Source organism: Streptomyces sp. NPDC085946, from assembly GCF_044540485.1.
In the GTDB taxonomy this organism is placed as follows: domain Bacteria; phylum Actinomycetota; class Actinomycetes; order Streptomycetales; family Streptomycetaceae; genus Streptomyces.
Genome location: NZ_JBITSF010000041.1, coordinates 18,837 through 37,577, shown reverse-complemented (window position 1 = coordinate 37,577; position 18,741 = coordinate 18,837). Strand labels below are relative to the sequence as shown.

The window sequence follows — 18,741 nt, the reverse complement described above, 5'->3', positions numbered from 1 at the left end:
GGCCTGGAGGCAACAGGCGAAGGCTTGAAAGACACGAACCCAGAATCCCACCAACAAGCCCGTCACACCCACCGAACTAACGAAAAGATCAGTAACTTGATCTTTAACCTGTGCGGCGGGGTCGTGGGGTGGTCGACTTCTTGGCCCGGGACGTGGTGGTGCCCGTTTTGCGGGGTGTGTGGACATCGTGGCGTGGGGTGGGGCGGGCGTTCTTCCGTCCGGGAGGCCGTCCGGGTCCGGGGCGGGTGTGTTTCGGTGCTCCGGCCGGGCAGACGAGCTTGGGGCGGATGTGCCGGAAGTCTCGGCGGACACGTGCCGGGGTGAGCCTGTCCAACGAGACGGGTCTCTCTCATGGGCGACGCCGGTCGGCCGCCAGTGGCCGGGCGAGTCGCAGCTGGGTGTAGGCGGCGAGGATCAGCCAGGTCCAGCGGTCCGCCGCCTCGGGTGCGCGGATCTTCGGGCAGGTCCAGCCGAGGGTCTGCTTGAACAGGCGGAAGGTGTGCTCCTGCGTCAGTGCCCGACCACCACAGCTAGACCGACTTCGGGGTGGATCCGCTGGGGAGGGGCTCGATGTCCAGGCGGATCACGGTCCCTTCAACGATGGGGAGGGTGCCGTCGGCCGCGGCCCAGGACAAGCGGTGAGTGAGCTTGGGGTGGAGCCGCTCCCAGGAGCGGGCGAGGGCGGTGCCGTAGAGGCGTGTGTGGGTGACGGTTTCGTTGTCCGGGGTGCCCCAGGTGTCGGGCTGTCCGAAGACGAACTCGCCGCCGTGCCGGGGCGGCCGGCCCATGGTGTGAGGCTGCCGTGGCGGGGCCGGCCTGCGCAGGACGCGGTCCGAGCGCATCCTGGCCAGCACCTACACCGGCAGATCCTTCAGAAGGAAGGCGAGGCGGAGTGCGTCGTATCCGGCGTCCGCGATGACGAGGACGTCAGGGTCCCCGGTCTGCCACTGGCCTGCGGTGATCAGCCGCTCGATCAGCTCGCGCAACTGCTGGGCGGTGACGGTGGCGGCGTCGTCATCGGGCGCCAGACGCAGTGCGTCCAGCGGCGCGGTCCATGAGCTGCGGCCGGGTTCCAGCGCGCAGACGATCGAGTACGGCCAGCCGGGGACCGGGATGTGCTGGTCCTTGCCCCGGCCGTAGGTGTGACACAGGATCCGCTCCGGCGAGGTGTGGGCATCCGGCCGCAGCCAGCAGGTGAGATCCACGACCAGGACCAGCCGGCTGTCTGCGGCCCGCGGCAGCGGCACCGAGGCCAGGGTTCGTCGCATTCGGTCCGTGTCGATCCGGCCCTGGGCGAGCGCGGCGTAGAGCCCTCCGTGGCCGCGGCGGTGTTCGCCCACCAGCGACAGCTCGGCCAGCGACCTCACCGGCCCGTCACCGCACAGAACCGCGTCCGCCAGTTCGAACAGAGCATCCGAACGGGCGGTGAGACAGGAGTAGAACTCGCCCCGAAGGCGTGACAGTTCCACCAACGCCTCTCGGCAGGCATCGCGATGCAGCAGATTCACCCTCACGATCTTCGCGCTGAATGTGTGTGTTCCTTGGTCGGAGCACATGTTCAGACGAAGGCCGCTTCCGCGTACGGCGGTTACCGAACCGAGTGATCAAGTACGACGCACCGTTCGAGGAGCGGCTTCTACCGGCGGCGCAGAGATCCGGGCCCGCAACGAGTGGACCAGTCACCGGCCGGCGACAGTCGCACTCCACCGGCCCGCACGACGACAAGCCTGCCGTCCTCAAAAGCGATTCGATCACCAGCAGCCAGGAAGAGCGAGCTCGCCAGCTCGAGGGTATACCCGTCGTCGGTTTCGAGGTCCTTGACCAATACCAACCGCGAGGTCGGCGTGGCTCCGTCAGCTACCAGGCGCATGCCGAGATGGTCCCACGCGGCTTGAGATCACCTCGACCCTATTCAGCGGCTGACCAATGGCCCAGACGTTAAAGATCAGGTTAGGGCGATCTGGCCACCGATGCCATCTGAAACGCCCCGTTTCGAGGCATCGGGAGCGCAGGGTGCTCGTCCGGCCCAGCTGTGATGGCAAAGCAGCTCGGGTTCGGTGAGGGTAGAGATGTGCGACATCCTTGTCGGCCTGCCTCGTTCCCTCTCCTGAAGGAGCACCGTCATGTCCGAACGCAACACCCTCATTCGTAGCCTGCACGATGTAGGCCTGGCCGCTTGGTTCGGCGGTTCGCTGATGGGCGCGATCGGCCTCAACGGCGCCGCCAAAGACGAAGGCGGGACGGAAGTGGCCAGGGACCGGATCTCTTCCTCGGGGTGGGCGAAGTGGACGCCGGTCAACGCTGCCGCAATCGGCGCACACCTGTTCGGTGGCGGCGGGCTGCTTGCCGTGAACGCGCACCGTGTCGCCTCCCAGCAGGGCGTAGCCGCCTCCACCACAGCCAAAACCGTCGTCACCGCCGCAGCCCTGGCCGCCACCGCCTACGCTCGTGTCCTGGGCAAAAAGGTCGAGCTCGCTTCCTCCTCCGACCCCGCTGACGCCGAGAAGGCGCAAAAGCATCCCATCGATCTGCACAAGGCGCGGCGGCAGCTGGCTCGGGCTCAGTGGGCGGTGCCAGCACTGACCGGATGCCTGGTGGTCCTCAACGCTCTGCACGGCGAACAGCAGCGCCCGACTGAGCAGATTCCCGGCATGTGGGAACGGGCCCGCTCCGCGACCCACCTCATGTCGTAAGGGTTCGCGAGAACAAATCGGTTTGTCACCATCGGCCGTAGCTCTGTGACATCGGTGATTCGCGCGTGGTGCTGCTTTGGCAGGTCTGGGGCGACTGGGAGCACTCGAAGAAATTACGACAGAACGGGCAGCCGGGCCCGTCTTCGAACCGTGAACAGGGAAGTCCATGTCCACACGCACACGCCTCCCTCCCGCTGTAGAACGCTGAGGTTCCCCCGGTGTGTGAGAGGGGCCGATCAGCTGGTCAAAGCGGGTAGACAGGGATTCAAGTTCGTTCAATCGCTGCCTGGTCGGCGTAGTGCTACTCCTCGAACTCGCTCGGGCTGAGGCAGCCGAGCCGTTTCTGGATGCGCCGGGGGTTATAGAAGCCGTCGATGTACTCGAAAAGCGCAACATTCACCCCGGCCCGGGTGACGAAGAGCCGGCCGCGGATGCATTCCGTCTTGATGATCATCTACAGGTTCTCCACGAGGGCGTTATCGCGGGAGTCCCTCACCGAGCCCATGAGTACCTGAGCTCCTGCCCCGTACCAAGTGGGTTGTCAGCTTTACGGACGTGTACTGACATCCGTGGCCAGCGTGATGGATCAGTTCGCCAGGTGTCACCGTGCGAAAGGCGAGGACGTACTCAAGCGTCGTCAGTACCAGGTCGGCGTCCGCGCGGGCGGAGGCTTCCCAAGCCACCACCCGGCGCGAGAACGCGTCCTGGATTGCCGAGAGTCACAGCGGCCCCTCACCCATCGAAATCATGGTCAGGTCGGTGACTCAGAGTTGGTTCGGTGCGGGTGCGGTGAAGTCCCACTCCACCAAGTCCGGAGACAAGGTGACCTTCGTGTCACGGTAGGCGAAGCCGCCTCGGCGCGGGCTGATGCCCACGATGTCGGCCTGTCTCATAACACTCTGTCCCATCTGGTGAGGCGTCGCTGACACCAATATGGGGCGGAGTACGGGGACTTAGATTGTTCCGGACGGGCTGTGGAAGATCGCGAAGCCGCTGATCCCTCCGTCGAAGGTGCGGCCGCAGGGCGGCGGAACGATGGCACACCTAATGAGACGCTGTTCGCCGCTATCATCTACGTGCTGGTCAGCGGCTGTGCTTGGCGGGCTCTGCCGCCCTACTTCGCATCTCGAAGTCGACCACGCACCGCCGGGTTACGAGTAGCGACTGGACCATGAGCTGCTTCGGTGTCGTCGCCCATACCGGTCACGGCCCGTCCCAGCCCAGGTAGCCAAGCTCGTTGCTGCTGCCCGCCGGCTAGGACAGGCGGATGACGACAGTCAATCGCTGGCGGCGGCCACCAGCTTGCGCACGTTTTGAACGCTGCCGCAGCCGGCCTTCAAATACTGCGCCCGCGCCTCACGAAACGCTTTGCCCAGTTCGGCACGGCGGTCGTCGCTGACATTCTTCCTGGCGTCGTTGAGGAGGGTTCGCTCCTCCTCGTCCGCGTGGTGGTTGACAGCTGTGACCAGCTCTTCCAGCTTCTCCCCCCACGCCTCGGATTCGGTATCCTCTACTTCTAGCAGGGCAAGCAGCGCCTCGTTGGCCTCATGGTGCTCGTGAACGCTGTGGTCGACATCCTCGCCGTCCACGTTCTTATAACGTCGCAGCGCGGGGTAGACCTTGTCCTCCTCGGCCGAGGCATGCGCGATGAGCAGGTCGGCGAATTCCTTCAGAGTCGCGGCTCGATCCGCTTCCACATTGCGCATGATACGAAACAGGTCTTCCATACGGCGGTGGTCCTGCAGGATGAGATCGACGACGTCGGTGGACGACACAGGGACTCCTGACTTCCGTTACGGTGATCCGGTCTTCCAGATACCCCTATTTCCGTAGGTGAGACGTACGCACTCCGCCGACGTTCCGGGCCATGCAATGTCCACGCCCTGAGGGAATCAGCGGTCTGCGACCCTGCGCGGACGGCCTGGAAAAGTCCCACGAGCGTCTGGCGCTGCTCGATACCGCGGGCACCGTGTGTCGACACCACACTCTGCGTCCAGCAGACGTCCGCCGAACCAGTCGAGTTCATCGTGCGAGCCTGTTCGAAACAGGCATCAGCGCGGATATCTAACAAGGCTGGCTCCGCCAGCGTCCAATGTTTGCCAACTGCACGTCCAAGGCCTCGACGGATACCCTGGACTCGCGCAGGCACGACCGGCTCTGCGACTTCTTATACAGATTACGCTGAAAACGGTGCACACCCCGGGCGAGGAAGACCTCATGGAGGCCTTCCTCGCCCGGCTTGAGGACGACGTCACTTTGCTCCCCACTCGCCTGAAAACCTTGAAGCTAGCGACTGCGCAGGAGCCGGGGCAATGTTCAATTACTGGTGAGCATGCCTTCCCGCAGGCGGCCCAACAGGCGAGAGATCAGTCGGGAGACGTGCATCTGAGAGACGCCGAGGCGCTCGCCGATCTCCTTCTGGGTGAGTTCCTCGACGAACCGCCAGTGAATGATCTGCCGGTCGCGTTCGCCGAGTTCCGCAAGCATCGGCGCGAGAGCCTGGAAATCCTCGACCAGCGCAAGTGCGGCGTCGTCACTTCCGATGAAGTCCGCCAGCGCTGCTTCGCCGTCCTCGCCACCGTTGATGACCGCGTCCAGAGAAGAGGAGTTGTAGCCATTGGACGCCAGCCGCGCCTCACGGACCTCCTCTTCAGGAAGGCTCATCAGCTCGGACAGTTCCCCGGTCGTGGGATTGCGGCCCAGCCGGCTGCTCAATTCCTCGGTGGCACGGGCCAGTTGCACGCGCGCTTCCTGCAGACGCCGAGGCACATGTACGGCCCATGACGTGTCACGGAAGAACCGCTTGATCTCGCCGACGATGTACGGCACTGCGAAGGAGGTGAACTCCACCTCGCGGGTAAGCTCGAACCGGTCGATGGCCTTGATCAGACCGATCATGCCGACCTGGACGATGTCCTCCATCTCCTCCGGACCACGGCTGCGAAAGCGGCCGGCCGCGAAACGGACAAGGGACATGTTCATCTCGATCAGCGTGTTGCGCGCGTACTGGTACTCGGGCGTCCCCTCCTCCAGTACGGCAAGCTGGTCGAAGAACAGCCTCGACAACTCCCGCGCGTCTCGGGGCGCCACCTTCGACGGATCCGCTATCTCCGGCATCACAGCGGTGCGCTCAGCAGCCTGCACGGTCGTCATCATGATCTTTCCTTCCGGTCGGCCGGCCCCTCTAGTCGCCGGCACGAGCGACCCTGCGGTCGTATACCCCGTTCGTCGGCGCGCATGCCTTCTCATTTGCTAAGCAGCGCGAGCACCTCCGTCAGCGTACGCGGAAGGGACCGCACTCCTGCGGGACACCCCTCCGAGGATCCGGCATGCCGCGATAGGGTCCATGGCTGGAAGAAGCCTTCTTCTGCCCGTGCTTCTATCGCGAGGCGGTCGGCAGGTGCCGTGCCTATACGAGGAGACCGACCGTGGACACCCCATGTGAGGTAGACGGGGACGGCCCGGCGATGCCCGGGGAGGTTGTGTTGGAGGTGAGTCCCTTGCCCGGCCTTCCTGGCATACGCGCCAGTGGCGAGATCAGTGCGGTCACCCGTTCCTCCTGGGAAGCAGCACTGGCCGAACTGACCCGGCGACACACGGACGTATCCTATGTGGAGCTGTCCGAGGTGGTGTTCGTCGACGTGGCAGGTGTGACCGCACTCGCGACGACGGCCATGAAACTACCTACTGGGCGAGTGGTGGTACAGCACCCGCCACCGCAACTACCGCGCCTGTTGGAGATGTTCTGGCCGAACCTGCAGCGGGTCGAGGTGGCGCCGCGATGAGCACGGCAGCAGTGAACGCGGCGTTCGAGCATCCGGCGCTGTTCTACCGCAGCGAGCAGGAGTACATCGATGAGACCCTCGCTTTCGTACGAACGGGTCTGGCCGCGGGCGAACCGGTGGCGGTGGCGGTGCCCGGCCCCAACCTGGAGCTGATCAGAACAGGTCTGGGCGAGGATGCCGAGGGCCTGCTGTTCCTGGACATGACCCAGGCTGGCCGCAACCCCGGGCGGATCATCCCCAAGGTACTTCGCGGGTTCGCCGACGCCCACCCCGACGGACGAGTGCGGATCATCGGCGAGCCGATCTGGGCGAGCCGCAACGCGGTGGAGTACCCGGCGTGCGCGCAGCACGAAGCGCTGATCAACGCCGCCTTCGAAGGCAGAGCAGTGACGATCCTATGCCCCTATGACGAGGCACGGCTGGACGCAGCCGTACTGGCCGATGCACGAGGCACCCACCCAATCGTCATCGCCGCAGGCCGTGAGGAGGTCAGCGATGCCTACGACTGGCAAGCGGTTGTCGCCCGGTACAACGAAGCGTTGCCGGCTGCTCCGGACGCTGAAATCTTTTCCTTCCGCGCCGAGCAATTGCCCGCGGTCCGGCTTTTTACCGTGAATCAGGCCCAGCGACTGGGCCTCAGCGGTGAGCGGCTGATGGATGCGGAACTGGCGGTCGCGGAGCTGACCACCAACAGCGTGATCCACGGCGGCGGCCGAGGAACCCTGGCGATCTGGTCGGAGGCAGGGCAGGTTGTAGTCGAGGTCCGTGACGGGGGACAAATGACCGATCCGCTCGCCGGCCGCAGGCCACCAGAGCACGGCCAGATCGGCGGACGAGGACTCATATTGGTTCATTACGTGAGCGATCTGGTACGCATACACACAACGGACAGCGGCAGCACGGTGCGGTTCTACATCAGCCTGTGAACACTTCGGGCGGCCGTCCGAGCGGGCGGCCGCCCGAAGCCCGCCCCACCCTCACCGGTGACTGACTCGCACTATCGTCTTGTCCCCACAGCCACGCCGCCCGGACTGTCGCACACCGCCTTCAACACCGCGCCTGACTACCTCGACGCCTACGCCGCGAACCCCAACCACTGCCTGTTCCAACCTGGCTTCTGCGGTCGATACGCCCGTTACTCAGAGCCCAGGCCCGTCCACCTCCCGGACGAGCCTGCCCTCCATAAGCATCTCCTTGCTGGCGCCCTCGAAGAACAACGGACTCAAGCCGTCACCGAGATCGCCGAGACCAATGGCCTCCCAAGCCGCCTGCGCTGCCCGCAAAAAGTCACGAAACACAGGATATTCACTGCGTCGTCGAAACTATGTACCTAAAGGACGGTCGCCGCCACAGCCGGGTTTGAGCAGGGCAGACCGACAACGCCATGATAGGGCCGTTGGAGTAGCCCCGATGCGGTGGGAGCGGCAGATGCAGCAAGACTGGAAGGCAGCCCCGTCCGATCTCCAGTTGAAGATCGTATTGCACGGCACCAGGCCGCCCCTGTGGCGACGCGTCGTGCTGCCGTCCGACACCTCCGTGGGCACACTGCACGCGGCCATTCAAATTGCCTTCGGCTGGCACGGTGGCCATCTGCATCTCTTCACTGATGAACTCGACCAACGGTACGGCTCCCCGGCCGACCTCATGGTTCTGGGTTTTGGCAGCGAAGCTCACGACGAGGACGGTACCGCGCTCGGCGACGTATTGGTCGAGGAGGGTGCGCGGCTGCGTTATGTCTACGACTTCGGGGACGGCTGGGAGCACGAAATCACTCTGGAGAAGGTGCTATCGCGCCCGGCAGGCGCAGAGCGGACGGTGCGCTGCGTCGGTGGGCGTCGGGCCGGTGTTCCGGCCGAGGACATCGGCGGCGTGTGGGGATTGGCCAAGGTGCTGGAGCTCCTTGAAGCCCCTGACGGGGCCGGGAACGGTCCATACGGTGAACTCGCCGCCGAGTTGTGGGCGACCGGTTACGACCCGGCGGCTTTCAGCCAGGACGAAATCACCGCGCGGCTGGCCCATCTGACGCCGGACACAGTGCCCGGTGCGATGAAGCCTTTGGTCCATAATCGCGCCGGACACGGCGGCGTCCGTCGGCTGACCGACGAGGACGTGGCGTTGTGTACCTGCGGGCGGTGCCGAGTGGGCGACCCGGTCGATGCCGGAGTCGACGGACCAACCGAGGATATGCCTGTGCTGCGCCCGGTGACCCTGGTTCCACAGGAGGATCTTGTCGCTGCCGTGCGGGGTGTCCCGCTCTTCGACGCGGCGCTGCGGCTCGCCGCCTGGTGCCACGAAGGACGTCAGGTCACCGCTGGCCGGGTGTTGCGGCCTGCACTCGCCCGTGAGGCCATCGAAGAACTCAAGCTGTGGAAGCTGGCCGGCGACGACTCGCCGTACGCCGATGCGGTCGCTCGATCTCGTGTGCTGAAGACTCTGCGCAGCGCCAAGGACGTGGCCGTTCTCGACGATCCGTGGTGGCTGGCTGTGGACGGCGGCTTGATCACGATCAGCGGGGGTCGCGCGCGAGGCGATGCAGCGACCGACTGCGCCGGTGAGGACCTTCTGGAGTTCTGGACCGCCACAATGGGCGATCTGCTGGAGGAGATTGGTGAGAGGGGGGTGCTGGACGGGTGGCACGGTGAGCTGGGTGAGTTGACGGCCGAGATCGCCGATAAACTGGTTGGGCTGCTGTACGACGCCCCCGACGACACCTGGGTGGATGTCGAGGACCTGCGCGCGAAGCCCCATGGGACGGGCGAATACGGGCCGGAGTTCAATCTCTTCCAGGCGTTGCTCGCGGCGTCCTTCCATGGACTTGGGGAAGCACTCGCCCTGCTGGGCGCGGTGGAGTACGAGCCTGGTGACGGTGACGATTCGGTCGAGGAGGCTTTGCGCACACTTGTGAACGCCATGGGCGGAGCGCAGCTGGGCAGTCCGGGAATTTCGCCGGCTTCGACGGACAGCAAGCCTGGACACCGTATGCGGCTCACCTCGCTCGGCCGTTACGGGCTCCGCGCTTACCTGATGGAGTGCGGTGTGCCTGCGCCGCTGCTGGGTGAGTATGCCGAAGCGGACGCCGACTGCCTGCTTCAAGGGCTCCTGGGCTACTCCCCCGAGGAGATGCGCCGGGAGGTCGAAGGGTGGCTGGAACACCGCTCTGCGGCGGATGCCGCAGTGGGACTGCTCGATGCCTGCGCGGGGGTCGGCCCCGATGCCGCGGCGAAGCGCGCCGTGGCCCAACTGGTGCTGGCCGATCTCGATGACTCACGAGCACTGCGAGTGCTGCGGAAGGCTGCGGACTCCGACGTCGAGGGGTGTCGCCAGGTAGCCACCGCGGCCCTGAGCGCACGTCCTGAGGCAGATACGCATGTAGACCCGGCACGGGCGGAGGAGGCCGGGTTGTGGCTGTTCGTCGACGGGCTTTCGCTCCTCACGGGTACTGAAGAGAGTACGGAGCTGGTCCAGGGCTTCCTGGAGAACTGGAACACGGTGCCAGAGGCGCTCGAACAACGGATGGACGGCCTGTGCCGAGTGGAGCACCCGGACATCGCCCAGGTGCTTGCCGAACTGGGTGAGGGCTTGCGCAGTGTGGACAAGCAGCTCGCCAAACGTATGCGTACGGCGGCGGACAAGGCGCTTTCACGCCGTCGGCGTCGAGATCCGAACCCGTTGGTGCAGTGACGAGCTGGGCGCGGTGGACACCGCTTGGAAAGCGATGGGCAGAAGAGAATGGCAAGAGTCCTCGTACAAGAGCCGAACACCGGCAGGAAGAGTGCGTCGCCGCTGGCCGCACCGGAGTCGGCCGCCTGGGCGAGAGATCTGCTCGACGGCGGGTGGGCGGCGGTGTTCCTGCCCGGCGAGCCCGCCCGCTCGGGACAGCTGCTGCTGTGGCAGCCCGTCGGCGCAGCCGCCCCCAACCGCATGCCGCCCGCGGACCTCAGGACCGAGTCGGTGGAGCTGGTGCTGCCGCACGGCCGCTCAGTCAGGCGGCGCAGGGTAGAAGGCTACGCCCTGCCCGTCGCCGTCGCCGTCGCTGCCCTGTCCGGGGCGCAGCCGCTACATCCGTCCGCCACCGCCTGGCAGGCCGCCGCCCGCCTGGCGCTGCGGCTGCTCGCCGACGGCCGTCTCCACCCGGCCCTTACTCCCGCTGGCTACGACACCTGGCAGGCGGGCCCCTTCACCGCCGCCCAGCAGCAGACACTGGACGCTCTCGCCGCCGCCTTCCCGCCCCACGCCCACTGCCTGCCGGAACCGGGTCCAGCCCCGCTACGGATCACCGAACCAGCCGTGTCAATACGTCAGTTCTGTGACGCGGTCGCCGACGAGCTGGCCCGTACCCCCGCCACTCCGCTCGCCATGGGAGCGTTGCCGTACGCCTGGCGTGAGACTCGTGCCGTGCCCACCCTGCGCGAGTGGGCCGAGGAGACCACCGCCGCATTCGCCGCCGCCGTCAAAGTTTCGCTGCGGGTCGATGCGCCCGAAGGCCGACGTCGGCAGTTTCGGGCCGTCCTGCAGTTGCACACCGCGGCAGATCCGGCACTCGTCGTAGAGGCCGCACGGCTGTGGAGCGAGCCGGCCGAGACCGAGCGGCTGCTCGGCCCGCGCGCCGAGACCGAGACGCTGCTCGCGTTGCGCCGCGGCGCCCGCATGTGGCCACCGCTTGACCGGCTGCTGAAAGACGCCGCTCCGAACCAGCTGCGGCTGACCGATGACGAGGCGTTCGACCTGTTGGGTGACGCCACCAACACGCTGCGTGCCGCCGGTATCGACGTGCACTGGCCACGCGATTTGGTCAAGGCCCTCACGGCGACCGCGGAGATCGGGCAACACATCGCCCCAGGCTCCAGCATGGGCGGCATGCTCGATGCCGACACCCTCCTCGACTTCCGCTGGCAGCTCTCGCTCGGCGGCGAGCCGCTCACCGAGGCCGAGATGGACGCCCTCGCCGAAGCGCGCCGGCCCCTCGTCCGGCTGCGCGACCAGTGGGTAGTCGCCGACCCGAAGCTGGTGGCCCGCGCCAGGCGCCGCCGGATGGAACCGCTCACTCCCATGGAAGCATTGGGCGCCGCGCTGACCGGCGAGGTTGAGCGGGACGGGGAGAATATTCGCTGCGCAGCGGTCGGAGCGCTCGGCGACCTCGTCGCCCGCATCCGCGCCCCCGAATCCCACACCCCCGCTGCTCAGCCCGCTGCTCTGAAGGCCACGCTACGCGACTACCAGAAGCGGGGCCTGGCATGGCTGGTCACGATGTGCGAGCTCGGTCTCGGCGGCTGCCTCGCCGACGACATGGGCCTGGGTAAGACCATCACCCTGCTCGCTTTGCACCTGCAGCGCCAGACCGACCCCGCCACCGCGGGCCCCACGCTCGTTGTCTGCCCCGCCTCACTGCTCGGCAACTGGCAGCGCGAGGCGGCCCGGTTCGCACCGGCCACGCCGGTGCGCCGCTACCACGGCGGCGACCGCCACCTGGAAGACCTCGCCGACGACGAAATCGTCCTCGTCACCTACGGCATTCTTCGCCGGGACCGGGAGGCCCTCTCCGAAAACACTTGGTCACTGGTCGCCGCCGATGAAGCCCAGCACATCAAAAACCCCTACGCCGCCACCGCCCGCGAGTTGCGCGCTCTGCCCGCCCGCGCCCGCGTCGCTCTCACCGGCACCCCGGTGGAGAACAACCTCTCCGAACTGTGGGCGCTCCTTGACTGGACCACCCCTGGACTCCTCGGCCCGCTCACCGCGTTCCGCGACCGGCACGCCCGCTTGATCGAATCGGGCGAGGACCCGCAGGCGGCTGAACGGCTGTCCCGTCTCGTCCGCCCGTTCCTGCTGCGCCGCAGGAAGTCCGACCCGGGCATCGCCCCCGAACTGCCCGCCAAGATTGAGACCGACCGTGTCGTGCCGCTGACCGCCGAGCAGGCAAGCCTGTACGAGGCGGTAGTCCGCGAAACCACGGCGAAGATCGCCGAAGCCGATGGCATCGCCCGCCGCGGCCTGATCCTGAAGCTTCTCACCGCTCTGAAACAGATCTGCAACCACCCCGCCCAGTACCTACGCCAGTCCACACCGCTGCACGGCCGCTCCGGCAAACTGGCACTGCTCGACGAACTGATCGACACCATCACCGCAGAAGGCGAGTCTGTGCTGGTCTTCACCCAGTACAAGCAGATGGCGACCCTGCTGGAGAAGCACCTCGCAGAACGAGGCGTCTCCACCCTTTTCCTGCACGGTGGCACCCCCGTCACCGCGCGCGAGGAAATGGTGGACCGCTTCCAGCGCGGCGAGGTGCCGGTGTTCCTGCTTTCCCTGAAGGCTGCGGGCACCGGCCTCAACCTCACCCGCGCCACCCACGTCGTGCACTACGACCGCTGGTGGAACCCGGCGGTCGAGGACCAGGCCACTGACCGCGCCTACCGCATCGGCCAGGACAAGCCCGTACAGGTCCACAAACTCCTCACGGAGGGAACCGTGGAAGACAAGGTGGCGAAACTCCTCCAATCCAAGCGCGCGCTCGCCGACGCGGTCGTCGGCTCAGGTGAGGCCGCCCTGACCGAACTGTCCGACGCCGACCTCGCAGAACTCGTCACCCTCGGGAGGCCGTCATGAGCCCCTCGATCCCCGGCCCGCGCCGCGCGCCCACGCGCGGCAGCCGCGCCTTCGCCGCGACCTGGTGGGGCCAGGCATGGCTGACAGCCCTGGAGGACTCCACCCTGGACTCGGGGCGCCTGTCCCGCGGACGCACCTACGCACGCCAGGGCATGGTCGGCCCCATCACCATCGCCCCCGGCCAGGTCAAGGCCGCCGTCCAGGGCAGCCGGCCCCGCCCCTACCACTGCGTCGTCCACCTGCCCGTCCTCACCGGCAGCCAGTGGGACATCCTCCTCGACACCATCGCCGCCCGAGCCGGGCATCTCGCCGCCCTCCTCGACGGCGAGATGCCCGCCGAACTCGTCGACGACGCCCGTCAAGCCGGCGTCCCGCTGCTCCCTCAACCCACCGAACTCGACCCCGAATGTTCCTGCCCCGACTGGGGCTACCCCTGCAAACACGCCGCCGCGCTCTGCTACGCCATCGCCGCCACCGTCGACGCCGACCCCTTCGTGCTCTTCGCCCTCCGCGGCCGCGACCGCGAAGAAGTCCTTGCTCAGCTGCGCGCCCGCCGTACGGCCACCCAAGCGACCTCCGCCCCGCCAGCCCCGGCCGGCATCCCTGCCGCCGGCGCCTACGCAGCCTGGGCCGCCCTGGCCGAACGCACTCCACCCCTTCCCGAACCCCCCGAACCAGCCCCCCACACCGCCGCACTGCCCGCCGCCCCACCACCCGGCACCGGTCTGTCCACCACGGACCTCGAACGCCTCATGGCCGACACCGCCGCACGCGCCACCCGACTGCTCACAGGTGACACCACTAGCCTGCACCTGACCCAACACCAGGACGCAGTACGCATCGCCGCGAGCAACCCCGGACCACAGTGGTTCCACCACCTGATCCAGAACACCGGCGCCAAACCCACCGCCTTCGCCCGCCTCACCCGCGCTTGGCGATATGGCGGCCCAACCGGCATGACCGTAGCCGAACAGCCCCACACCCCCGACCCGAAGGCAATGACAGCCGCCCGCACCGCCCTGACCGAGGCCCTCACCGAAATGACCACCACCCCGGTCACCCTCAGGGCTTGGCGCAACCGCCTCACGCTCATCGATCACGGCATCCAGCTGCGCCTGGGCTCCGACACCCGCTGGTACCCCTACCTCCAGGATGACAACGGCAGCTGGTGGCCAGCAGCGCCGGCCGACCCCGACCCCGTCACGACGCTCACTTCCGTCTGGCAGCAGACCGAGAGGTGACACGTACGACAGGCCCGTGAACCGCCGCCTCAGGTCAAGAGTTCACGTCTTCCGACTTCCGTCACTCGGTGCCGTTCGCCAAAAGAGCTCGTGCCCCTTGATGGCGCTGTCACGTTGGCTGACCGGCTGGAACGACCTTCGGATTGATCAAGCCGGGAGGGATTCTCAGTGGCCGATGCGCCGTCGCACAGGAAGCATCGACATCCGGCCGCAGTGATCTCTCACTGGGCGTGGTTGCGTTTCCGCTCCCCGCTCAGCGATCGTGGAAATGGTCTGGCGGGAGACCTCAGCGCCATAGACCTCCGCGAGATGGGCCTGGACCTCACCGGTGATCAGGCCCTTGGCAGCCAGCGAGATGACCATCTCGCTGACACCGGTCGGGCACTTCTGTCACTTCTTGACGACCTTCGGTTCCAAGAAGCCGTCCCGGTCTCGGGGCACGACGATCTCCACCAGTCCCACGTCGGTCAACACGCTCTTGGAGCATTCGAAGCCCACGGGAGTTGCCGTCGCTCTTGCCCGCCGGATCGTGCTTGTCATAGCCGAGGGGGTCGGTGATTTCGCCCTCCAGGGCGGACTCCAGCAGCCGCTGGGTCAGCTGCTACAACAAGCCCGCCCTCGCCAGCCAGCTGCAGGCCCTCGGCCCGGACCCGGCTCACCTGCTCGTCCACGGCCCTCGCCGACACAGCCACTGCCGCCTCGCCGACCTCGTCCACATCCTCACTGCGCATCGATGCATCCTCCATGAGAGGGAGTTACACCAGACGATTTACAGTCCCCGCCTGCGCGGTCTCCTTGGTTCTTGCCGGGGTCGGTTCAGCAGCCTGGGCGTCGTCGGCGATGACGGCCGTGATGCTGGTTCGGGGTGTTTCAGGAGAGGGCGGCATCGTCCACCGTCTGCCGTATCTCCAGGAGCTTGTCGACTCCGGTGATCTCGCAGATCCGCTGAAGCGGTTGCGACGGCGCGGCCAGGCGCAGGGTGCCTGCCTGGTGGGTGAGGATCAGCAGGTTCAAAAGCGTGGAGTCCGCGAAGGTGATGCCGGAGGCGTCCAGGATCACCTTGGGGTGCTCCCTGACCGCGGTCCGCAGCGCGGCCTCCAAAGGTGTGATCGAGTCCAGGTCGTAGGCGCCATGCGCGGCCACGACCCAGGCCCCGCGCCACGCGTACTGGCTGACCGTGGCCCTTTCCGCAGCAGGGTCGCCGGCCTGGTGTGGCAACGGCGTCTGGCCGGCGTTGCTCGTGAGCCTTGGCATGACGGCCTCGTTCCAGGGCATGTTCAGGCTCCTTGTGTGGCTCTCTCCTGCGGAAGCAGGTCAGCTGTTGCCTGAAAACTATGTCATGTAACTGGGTTCCGGCAACAAGGGTCCTCTAAAATGCCGGTCATGGTCGGAGCTCCCTCATCACACACCGGATGGACGTTCATCACCAGCCACGCGCGCGTCCTGGCAGTCATCGCCGACAACCCGAACGTCCGCATCCGCGACATCGCCGCCCACTGCCGGCTCACCGAGCGCGCCGTCGCGCGGATCATCTCCGATCTCGAGCAGGACGGTTACCTCTCCCACACCCGGGAAGGGCGCACGAACACCTACCGCATCGAACCGGACAAGGTACTGCGCCACCCGGCCGAAGCCGGCCTCCCCGTAGCTGCTCTGCTTTCCCTGCTCATGCAGGACGAGACTGAACGCACCAGGACGCCAGCCGCCCCATAGCAGCGCCTGCCAGTCACCAGCAACGAGGCGCCTGGGCACGGCCCCGTAGCGGCCCGGCGTTTCCACCCGGCTCATCCACAACCACAAGGAGCCACCCCAGCCCCGAACCCCGACCAGCGCGCGGACCGGACACACTCCGCCCACCCGCAGACACCAGGCTGTGTGATCGAAACGCTTGGGAATAAAAGGGCACAATGCCGACAAGTCCCGAAGAATTAGTCTGCCAGGTGCGGCACGTCCTGCGGCTGGCCGGCTACGACCTGGTGAGAGAAGCGGACGGCGAAACGCCCGGCATACGAGTGAGCCGAATCCCCGTCGGCGCGCTGGTGAGCTGGACGCCACTGAGCAGCCCGAGCGCACCGGCCGGCACCGCTCAAGCCGTCAGCGAATCTACCGGGTCCGCCGTGCAGGCCGCGCTGGAAATTGTGCTCCTCCAGCACGGTTACACGATCTGGACTGACCCGGCGGGCAACAACATTGTGGTGCTGTCCCCCAGCCAGAGCCCACCATTACCTCTCCTCCGCGAGATGCCAGACGAGTAGACAAACACCGAGGTCAAGCCGGTTAAAACCTCACCGGTTGCGTTGACCGGCCCGGGGTTCGAAATGCTCAGAGCGGCAAATGCGATGTATCCGGGGCAGCCAGCGCGGTGACCTGCGAATACTCGAACCGGCCCGGACGGGCGCGGGCCAAACTGCCGCCCGAAACAGCACCCCTACGTACTCACAGCCAGCCACCGATTGCAGGGCCTCCAAGCCAGCGAGACGCTGGTCGTGTCAGCACCGTGGCGAACGCCGCAGAGGGCGAGTTCACCCTCCCCGGAGATTTTCATGGACACCTCAACCCTGGAAGCGATGAGGGCCGCGCTGCGCGGGCCCGTCACAGGGCCCCAGGACCCTGACTACGACCGAGCCCGCAAGCTCTACAACGCCATGATCGACAAGCGTCCCGCTGCCATCGCTCGCTGCGTCGACGCCGGAGACGTCATGGCGGGCATCAGATTCGTCCGTGACCAAGGGCTGGACCTGGCCGTCCGCGGAGCCGGGCACAGCGGCCCCGGCCTCTGCCTGGTGGACGGCGGTGTCACCCTTGACCTGTCCCCGATGCGGTGGGTGCGCGTCGACCCCACCGCGAGGACCGCCCAGGTAGGCGGCGGGAGCCAACTCGGCGACCTCGACCACGCCACCCACGCCTTCGGGCTCGCCACACCCTCCGGCATCATCTCCATGACAGGAGTCGGGGGCCTAACACTGGGCGGCGGCCACGGCTATCTCACACGCAAGTACGGCCTGACGGTGGACAACCTGCTCGCGGCGGACGCCGTACTGGCCGACGGCAGCTTCGTCACAGCGAGCGCGACCGACCACCCGGACCTGTTCTGGGCCCTGCGCGGAGGCGGCGGCAACTTCGGGGTCGTGACCTCGTTCACGTACCGCCTCCACCCAGTGGACACGATCGGGTTCGGGGTCACCGTGTGGCCGGTCGACCACACCCGCGAGGTGCTGACGTGGTACCGCGACTTCCTGCCGCAGGCACCGGACGACGTCTACGGCTTCTTCACACTCTTCACCATCCCGCCAGCCCCGCCGTTCCCCGAGGACATCCACAACCGCAAGGTATGCGGCGTCGTATGGTGCCACACCGGTGACCTCGACGACTTCGAGAAGGACTTGGTCGCGGCGCAGGAACCAGGCCCTCCCGCCTTCCACTTCACGTCACCGATGCCCTACCCCGTGCTGCAGGGCGCCTTCGACGAACTGATCCCCACCGGATACCGGTGGTACTGGCGGGGCGACTTCTTCGACAGCATCCCGGACGCCGCCATCGACATACACCTCAAGTACGGCGAGAACCTCGCCAGCCCTCTGTCACTGATGCACCTGTACCCGGTCGACGGCGTCGCCCACCAGGTAGGCCCCGACGACACCGCATGGGCGTACCGGGACGCCGTCTGGTCCGGCGTCTTCGCTGGCGTCGACCCTGACCCGACCAACGCCGACACCATCAGGCGGTGGTGCGTCGACTACTGGGAAGAGACACACCCGTACTCCATGGGCGGCTCATATGTGAACTTCCTCGGCGAGGGGGAAGGCCCAGGCCGGGTCCGGGCCACCTACCGCGACCACTACGACCGTCTCGCGCAGGTCAAAAAGACCTACGACCCGGACAACGTCTTCCACGCCACCCAAAACATCAGGCCGGCCGCACCACCACAAGCCAGGTGAGCTGCCCCAGGCGGTAATTACCTCCAAGAGGTGGCGCGGGAATGGGATCGGGTCATCGGACCCGTGGTGTCGGGCAGGAAGGGCGGACAGCGCCGTCCCCGCTCCGCTGGCGGGCCCACGGGCAGACGCTCGGGGCCCCGCCAGCATTCCGGGCCTTTAGGCGGGAGTGATGTTCTCCGCCTGCGGGCCCTTCTGGCCCTGAGTGATGTCGAAGGTGACCGCCTGGCCTTCGTGCAGTTCGCGGAAGCCGGAAGCGTTGATGTGGGAGTAGTGCGCGAAGACGTCCGGTCCGCCGCCGTCCTGGGAGATGAAGCCGAAACCCTTCTCGGCGTTGAACCACTTGACGGTTCCGCTGGCCATGCTGGTACCTCTCGGTCGCTGTCAGGAACCGCACCGCGCGACCCCCGGGGTGATCGTCCTGGTCCGGCACCGCACAGCGACGCCCGCGCGAAAAGAGCGCGGGCGGGTGCGGCGAACCACG

Annotated in this window: 14 protein-coding genes and 3 pseudogenes; 10 read left to right on the top strand and 7 right to left on the bottom strand. The window is 66.8% G+C overall.

Going from position 1 to position 18,741, the window contains the following annotated elements; genetic code table 11:
* Positions 1-103: 103 nt before the first annotated feature.
* Positions 104-1,499 (bottom strand): annotated as a pseudogene (locus tag ACIF8T_RS38505) (NF041680 family putative transposase).
* Positions 1,500-2,123: 624 nt separating this feature from the next.
* Between ACIF8T_RS38505 and ACIF8T_RS38500 the strand changes: the two are divergent.
* Entirely contained in the window at positions 2,124-2,693 is a 570-nt protein-coding gene (locus ACIF8T_RS38500; RefSeq protein WP_400041897.1) for a hypothetical protein, read from the top strand.
* A gap of 301 nt (positions 2,694-2,994) precedes the next feature.
* Here the strand turns inward: ACIF8T_RS38500 and ACIF8T_RS38495 are convergent, their stop codons facing one another.
* Positions 2,995-3,147, bottom strand: a complete 153-nt coding sequence (locus tag ACIF8T_RS38495; protein ID WP_400041895.1) for an IS3 family transposase — start codon at positions 3,145-3,147, stop codon at positions 2,995-2,997.
* Positions 3,148-3,650: 503 nt separating this feature from the next.
* Between ACIF8T_RS38495 and ACIF8T_RS38490 the strand changes: the two are divergent.
* Positions 3,651-3,843, top strand: a pseudogene (locus ACIF8T_RS38490) (transposase); the annotation flags it as partial.
* A 127-nt stretch (positions 3,844-3,970) separates the two neighbouring features.
* On the opposite strand, the gene ACIF8T_RS38485 reads toward ACIF8T_RS38490, so the two are convergent.
* Both ACIF8T_RS38485 and ACIF8T_RS38480 read right to left on the bottom strand, forming a co-directional pair.
* Positions 3,971-4,468, bottom strand: coding sequence for a hemerythrin domain-containing protein (locus ACIF8T_RS38485; RefSeq protein WP_400041893.1), 498 nt, complete (start codon positions 4,466-4,468; stop codon positions 3,971-3,973).
* 541 nt (positions 4,469-5,009) lie between these two features.
* Positions 5,010-5,846, bottom strand: coding sequence for an RNA polymerase sigma factor SigF (locus ACIF8T_RS38480; protein ID WP_400041903.1), 837 nt, complete (start codon positions 5,844-5,846; stop codon positions 5,010-5,012).
* 314 nt (positions 5,847-6,160) lie between these two features.
* Between ACIF8T_RS38480 and ACIF8T_RS38475 the strand changes: the two genes are divergently transcribed.
* The 5 genes from ACIF8T_RS38475 to ACIF8T_RS38455 all read left to right on the top strand — a co-directional run bounded on the left by ACIF8T_RS38475 (position 6,161) and on the right by ACIF8T_RS38455 (position 14,322).
* The gene (locus tag ACIF8T_RS38475; protein WP_400041901.1) at positions 6,161-6,478 is read left to right on the top strand and encodes an STAS domain-containing protein; all 318 of its coding nucleotides are present in this window, start codon (positions 6,161-6,163) and stop codon (positions 6,476-6,478) included.
* The gene (locus ACIF8T_RS38470; protein ID WP_400041891.1) at positions 6,475-7,404 is read left to right on the top strand and encodes an anti-sigma factor RsbA family regulatory protein; all 930 of its coding nucleotides are present in this window, start codon (positions 6,475-6,477) and stop codon (positions 7,402-7,404) included. The genes ACIF8T_RS38475 and ACIF8T_RS38470 overlap by 4 nt, the downstream gene beginning before the upstream one ends.
* 502 nt (positions 7,405-7,906) lie before the next feature.
* Positions 7,907-10,159, top strand: a complete 2,253-nt coding sequence (locus ACIF8T_RS38465; RefSeq protein ID WP_400041890.1) for a plasmid pRiA4b ORF-3 family protein — start codon at positions 7,907-7,909, stop codon at positions 10,157-10,159.
* A gap of 48 nt (positions 10,160-10,207) precedes the next feature.
* On the top strand, positions 10,208-13,081 hold the full coding sequence (locus tag ACIF8T_RS38460) for a DEAD/DEAH box helicase (protein ID WP_400041888.1): 2,874 nt from the start codon (positions 10,208-10,210) through the stop codon (positions 13,079-13,081).
* Positions 13,078-14,322, top strand: coding sequence for an SWIM zinc finger family protein (locus tag ACIF8T_RS38455; protein WP_400041886.1), 1,245 nt, complete (start codon positions 13,078-13,080; stop codon positions 14,320-14,322). Before ACIF8T_RS38460 ends, ACIF8T_RS38455 begins: the two co-directional genes overlap by 4 nt.
* Positions 14,323-14,544: 222 nt before the next feature.
* On the opposite strand, the pseudogene ACIF8T_RS38450 reads toward ACIF8T_RS38455, so the two are convergent.
* Both ACIF8T_RS38450 and ACIF8T_RS38445 read right to left on the bottom strand, forming a co-directional pair.
* Positions 14,545-15,053, bottom strand: a pseudogene (locus tag ACIF8T_RS38450) (transposase); the annotation flags it as partial.
* A gap of 139 nt (positions 15,054-15,192) precedes the next feature.
* Positions 15,193-15,597, bottom strand: coding sequence for an STAS domain-containing protein (locus ACIF8T_RS38445; RefSeq protein WP_400041884.1), 405 nt, complete (start codon positions 15,595-15,597; stop codon positions 15,193-15,195).
* A 108-nt stretch (positions 15,598-15,705) separates the two neighbouring features.
* Between ACIF8T_RS38445 and ACIF8T_RS38440 the strand changes: the two genes are divergently transcribed.
* The 3 genes from ACIF8T_RS38440 to ACIF8T_RS38430 all read left to right on the top strand — a co-directional run bounded on the left by ACIF8T_RS38440 (position 15,706) and on the right by ACIF8T_RS38430 (position 18,260).
* Entirely contained in the window at positions 15,706-16,035 is a 330-nt protein-coding gene (locus tag ACIF8T_RS38440) for a helix-turn-helix transcriptional regulator (RefSeq protein ID WP_400041882.1), read from the top strand.
* 227 nt (positions 16,036-16,262) lie between these two features.
* Complete coding sequence (locus ACIF8T_RS38435; RefSeq protein ID WP_400041880.1) at positions 16,263-16,577, top strand: hypothetical protein; 315 nt, start codon at positions 16,263-16,265, stop codon at positions 16,575-16,577.
* Positions 16,578-16,865: 288 nt separating this feature from the next.
* Entirely contained in the window at positions 16,866-18,260 is a 1,395-nt protein-coding gene (locus ACIF8T_RS38430; protein ID WP_400041878.1) for an FAD-binding oxidoreductase, read from the top strand.
* A 156-nt stretch (positions 18,261-18,416) separates the two neighbouring features.
* Here the strand turns inward: ACIF8T_RS38430 and ACIF8T_RS38425 are convergent, their stop codons facing one another.
* Positions 18,417-18,620, bottom strand: a complete 204-nt coding sequence (locus ACIF8T_RS38425) for a cold-shock protein (protein WP_400041876.1) — start codon at positions 18,618-18,620, stop codon at positions 18,417-18,419.
* Positions 18,621-18,741 lie beyond the last annotated feature (121 nt).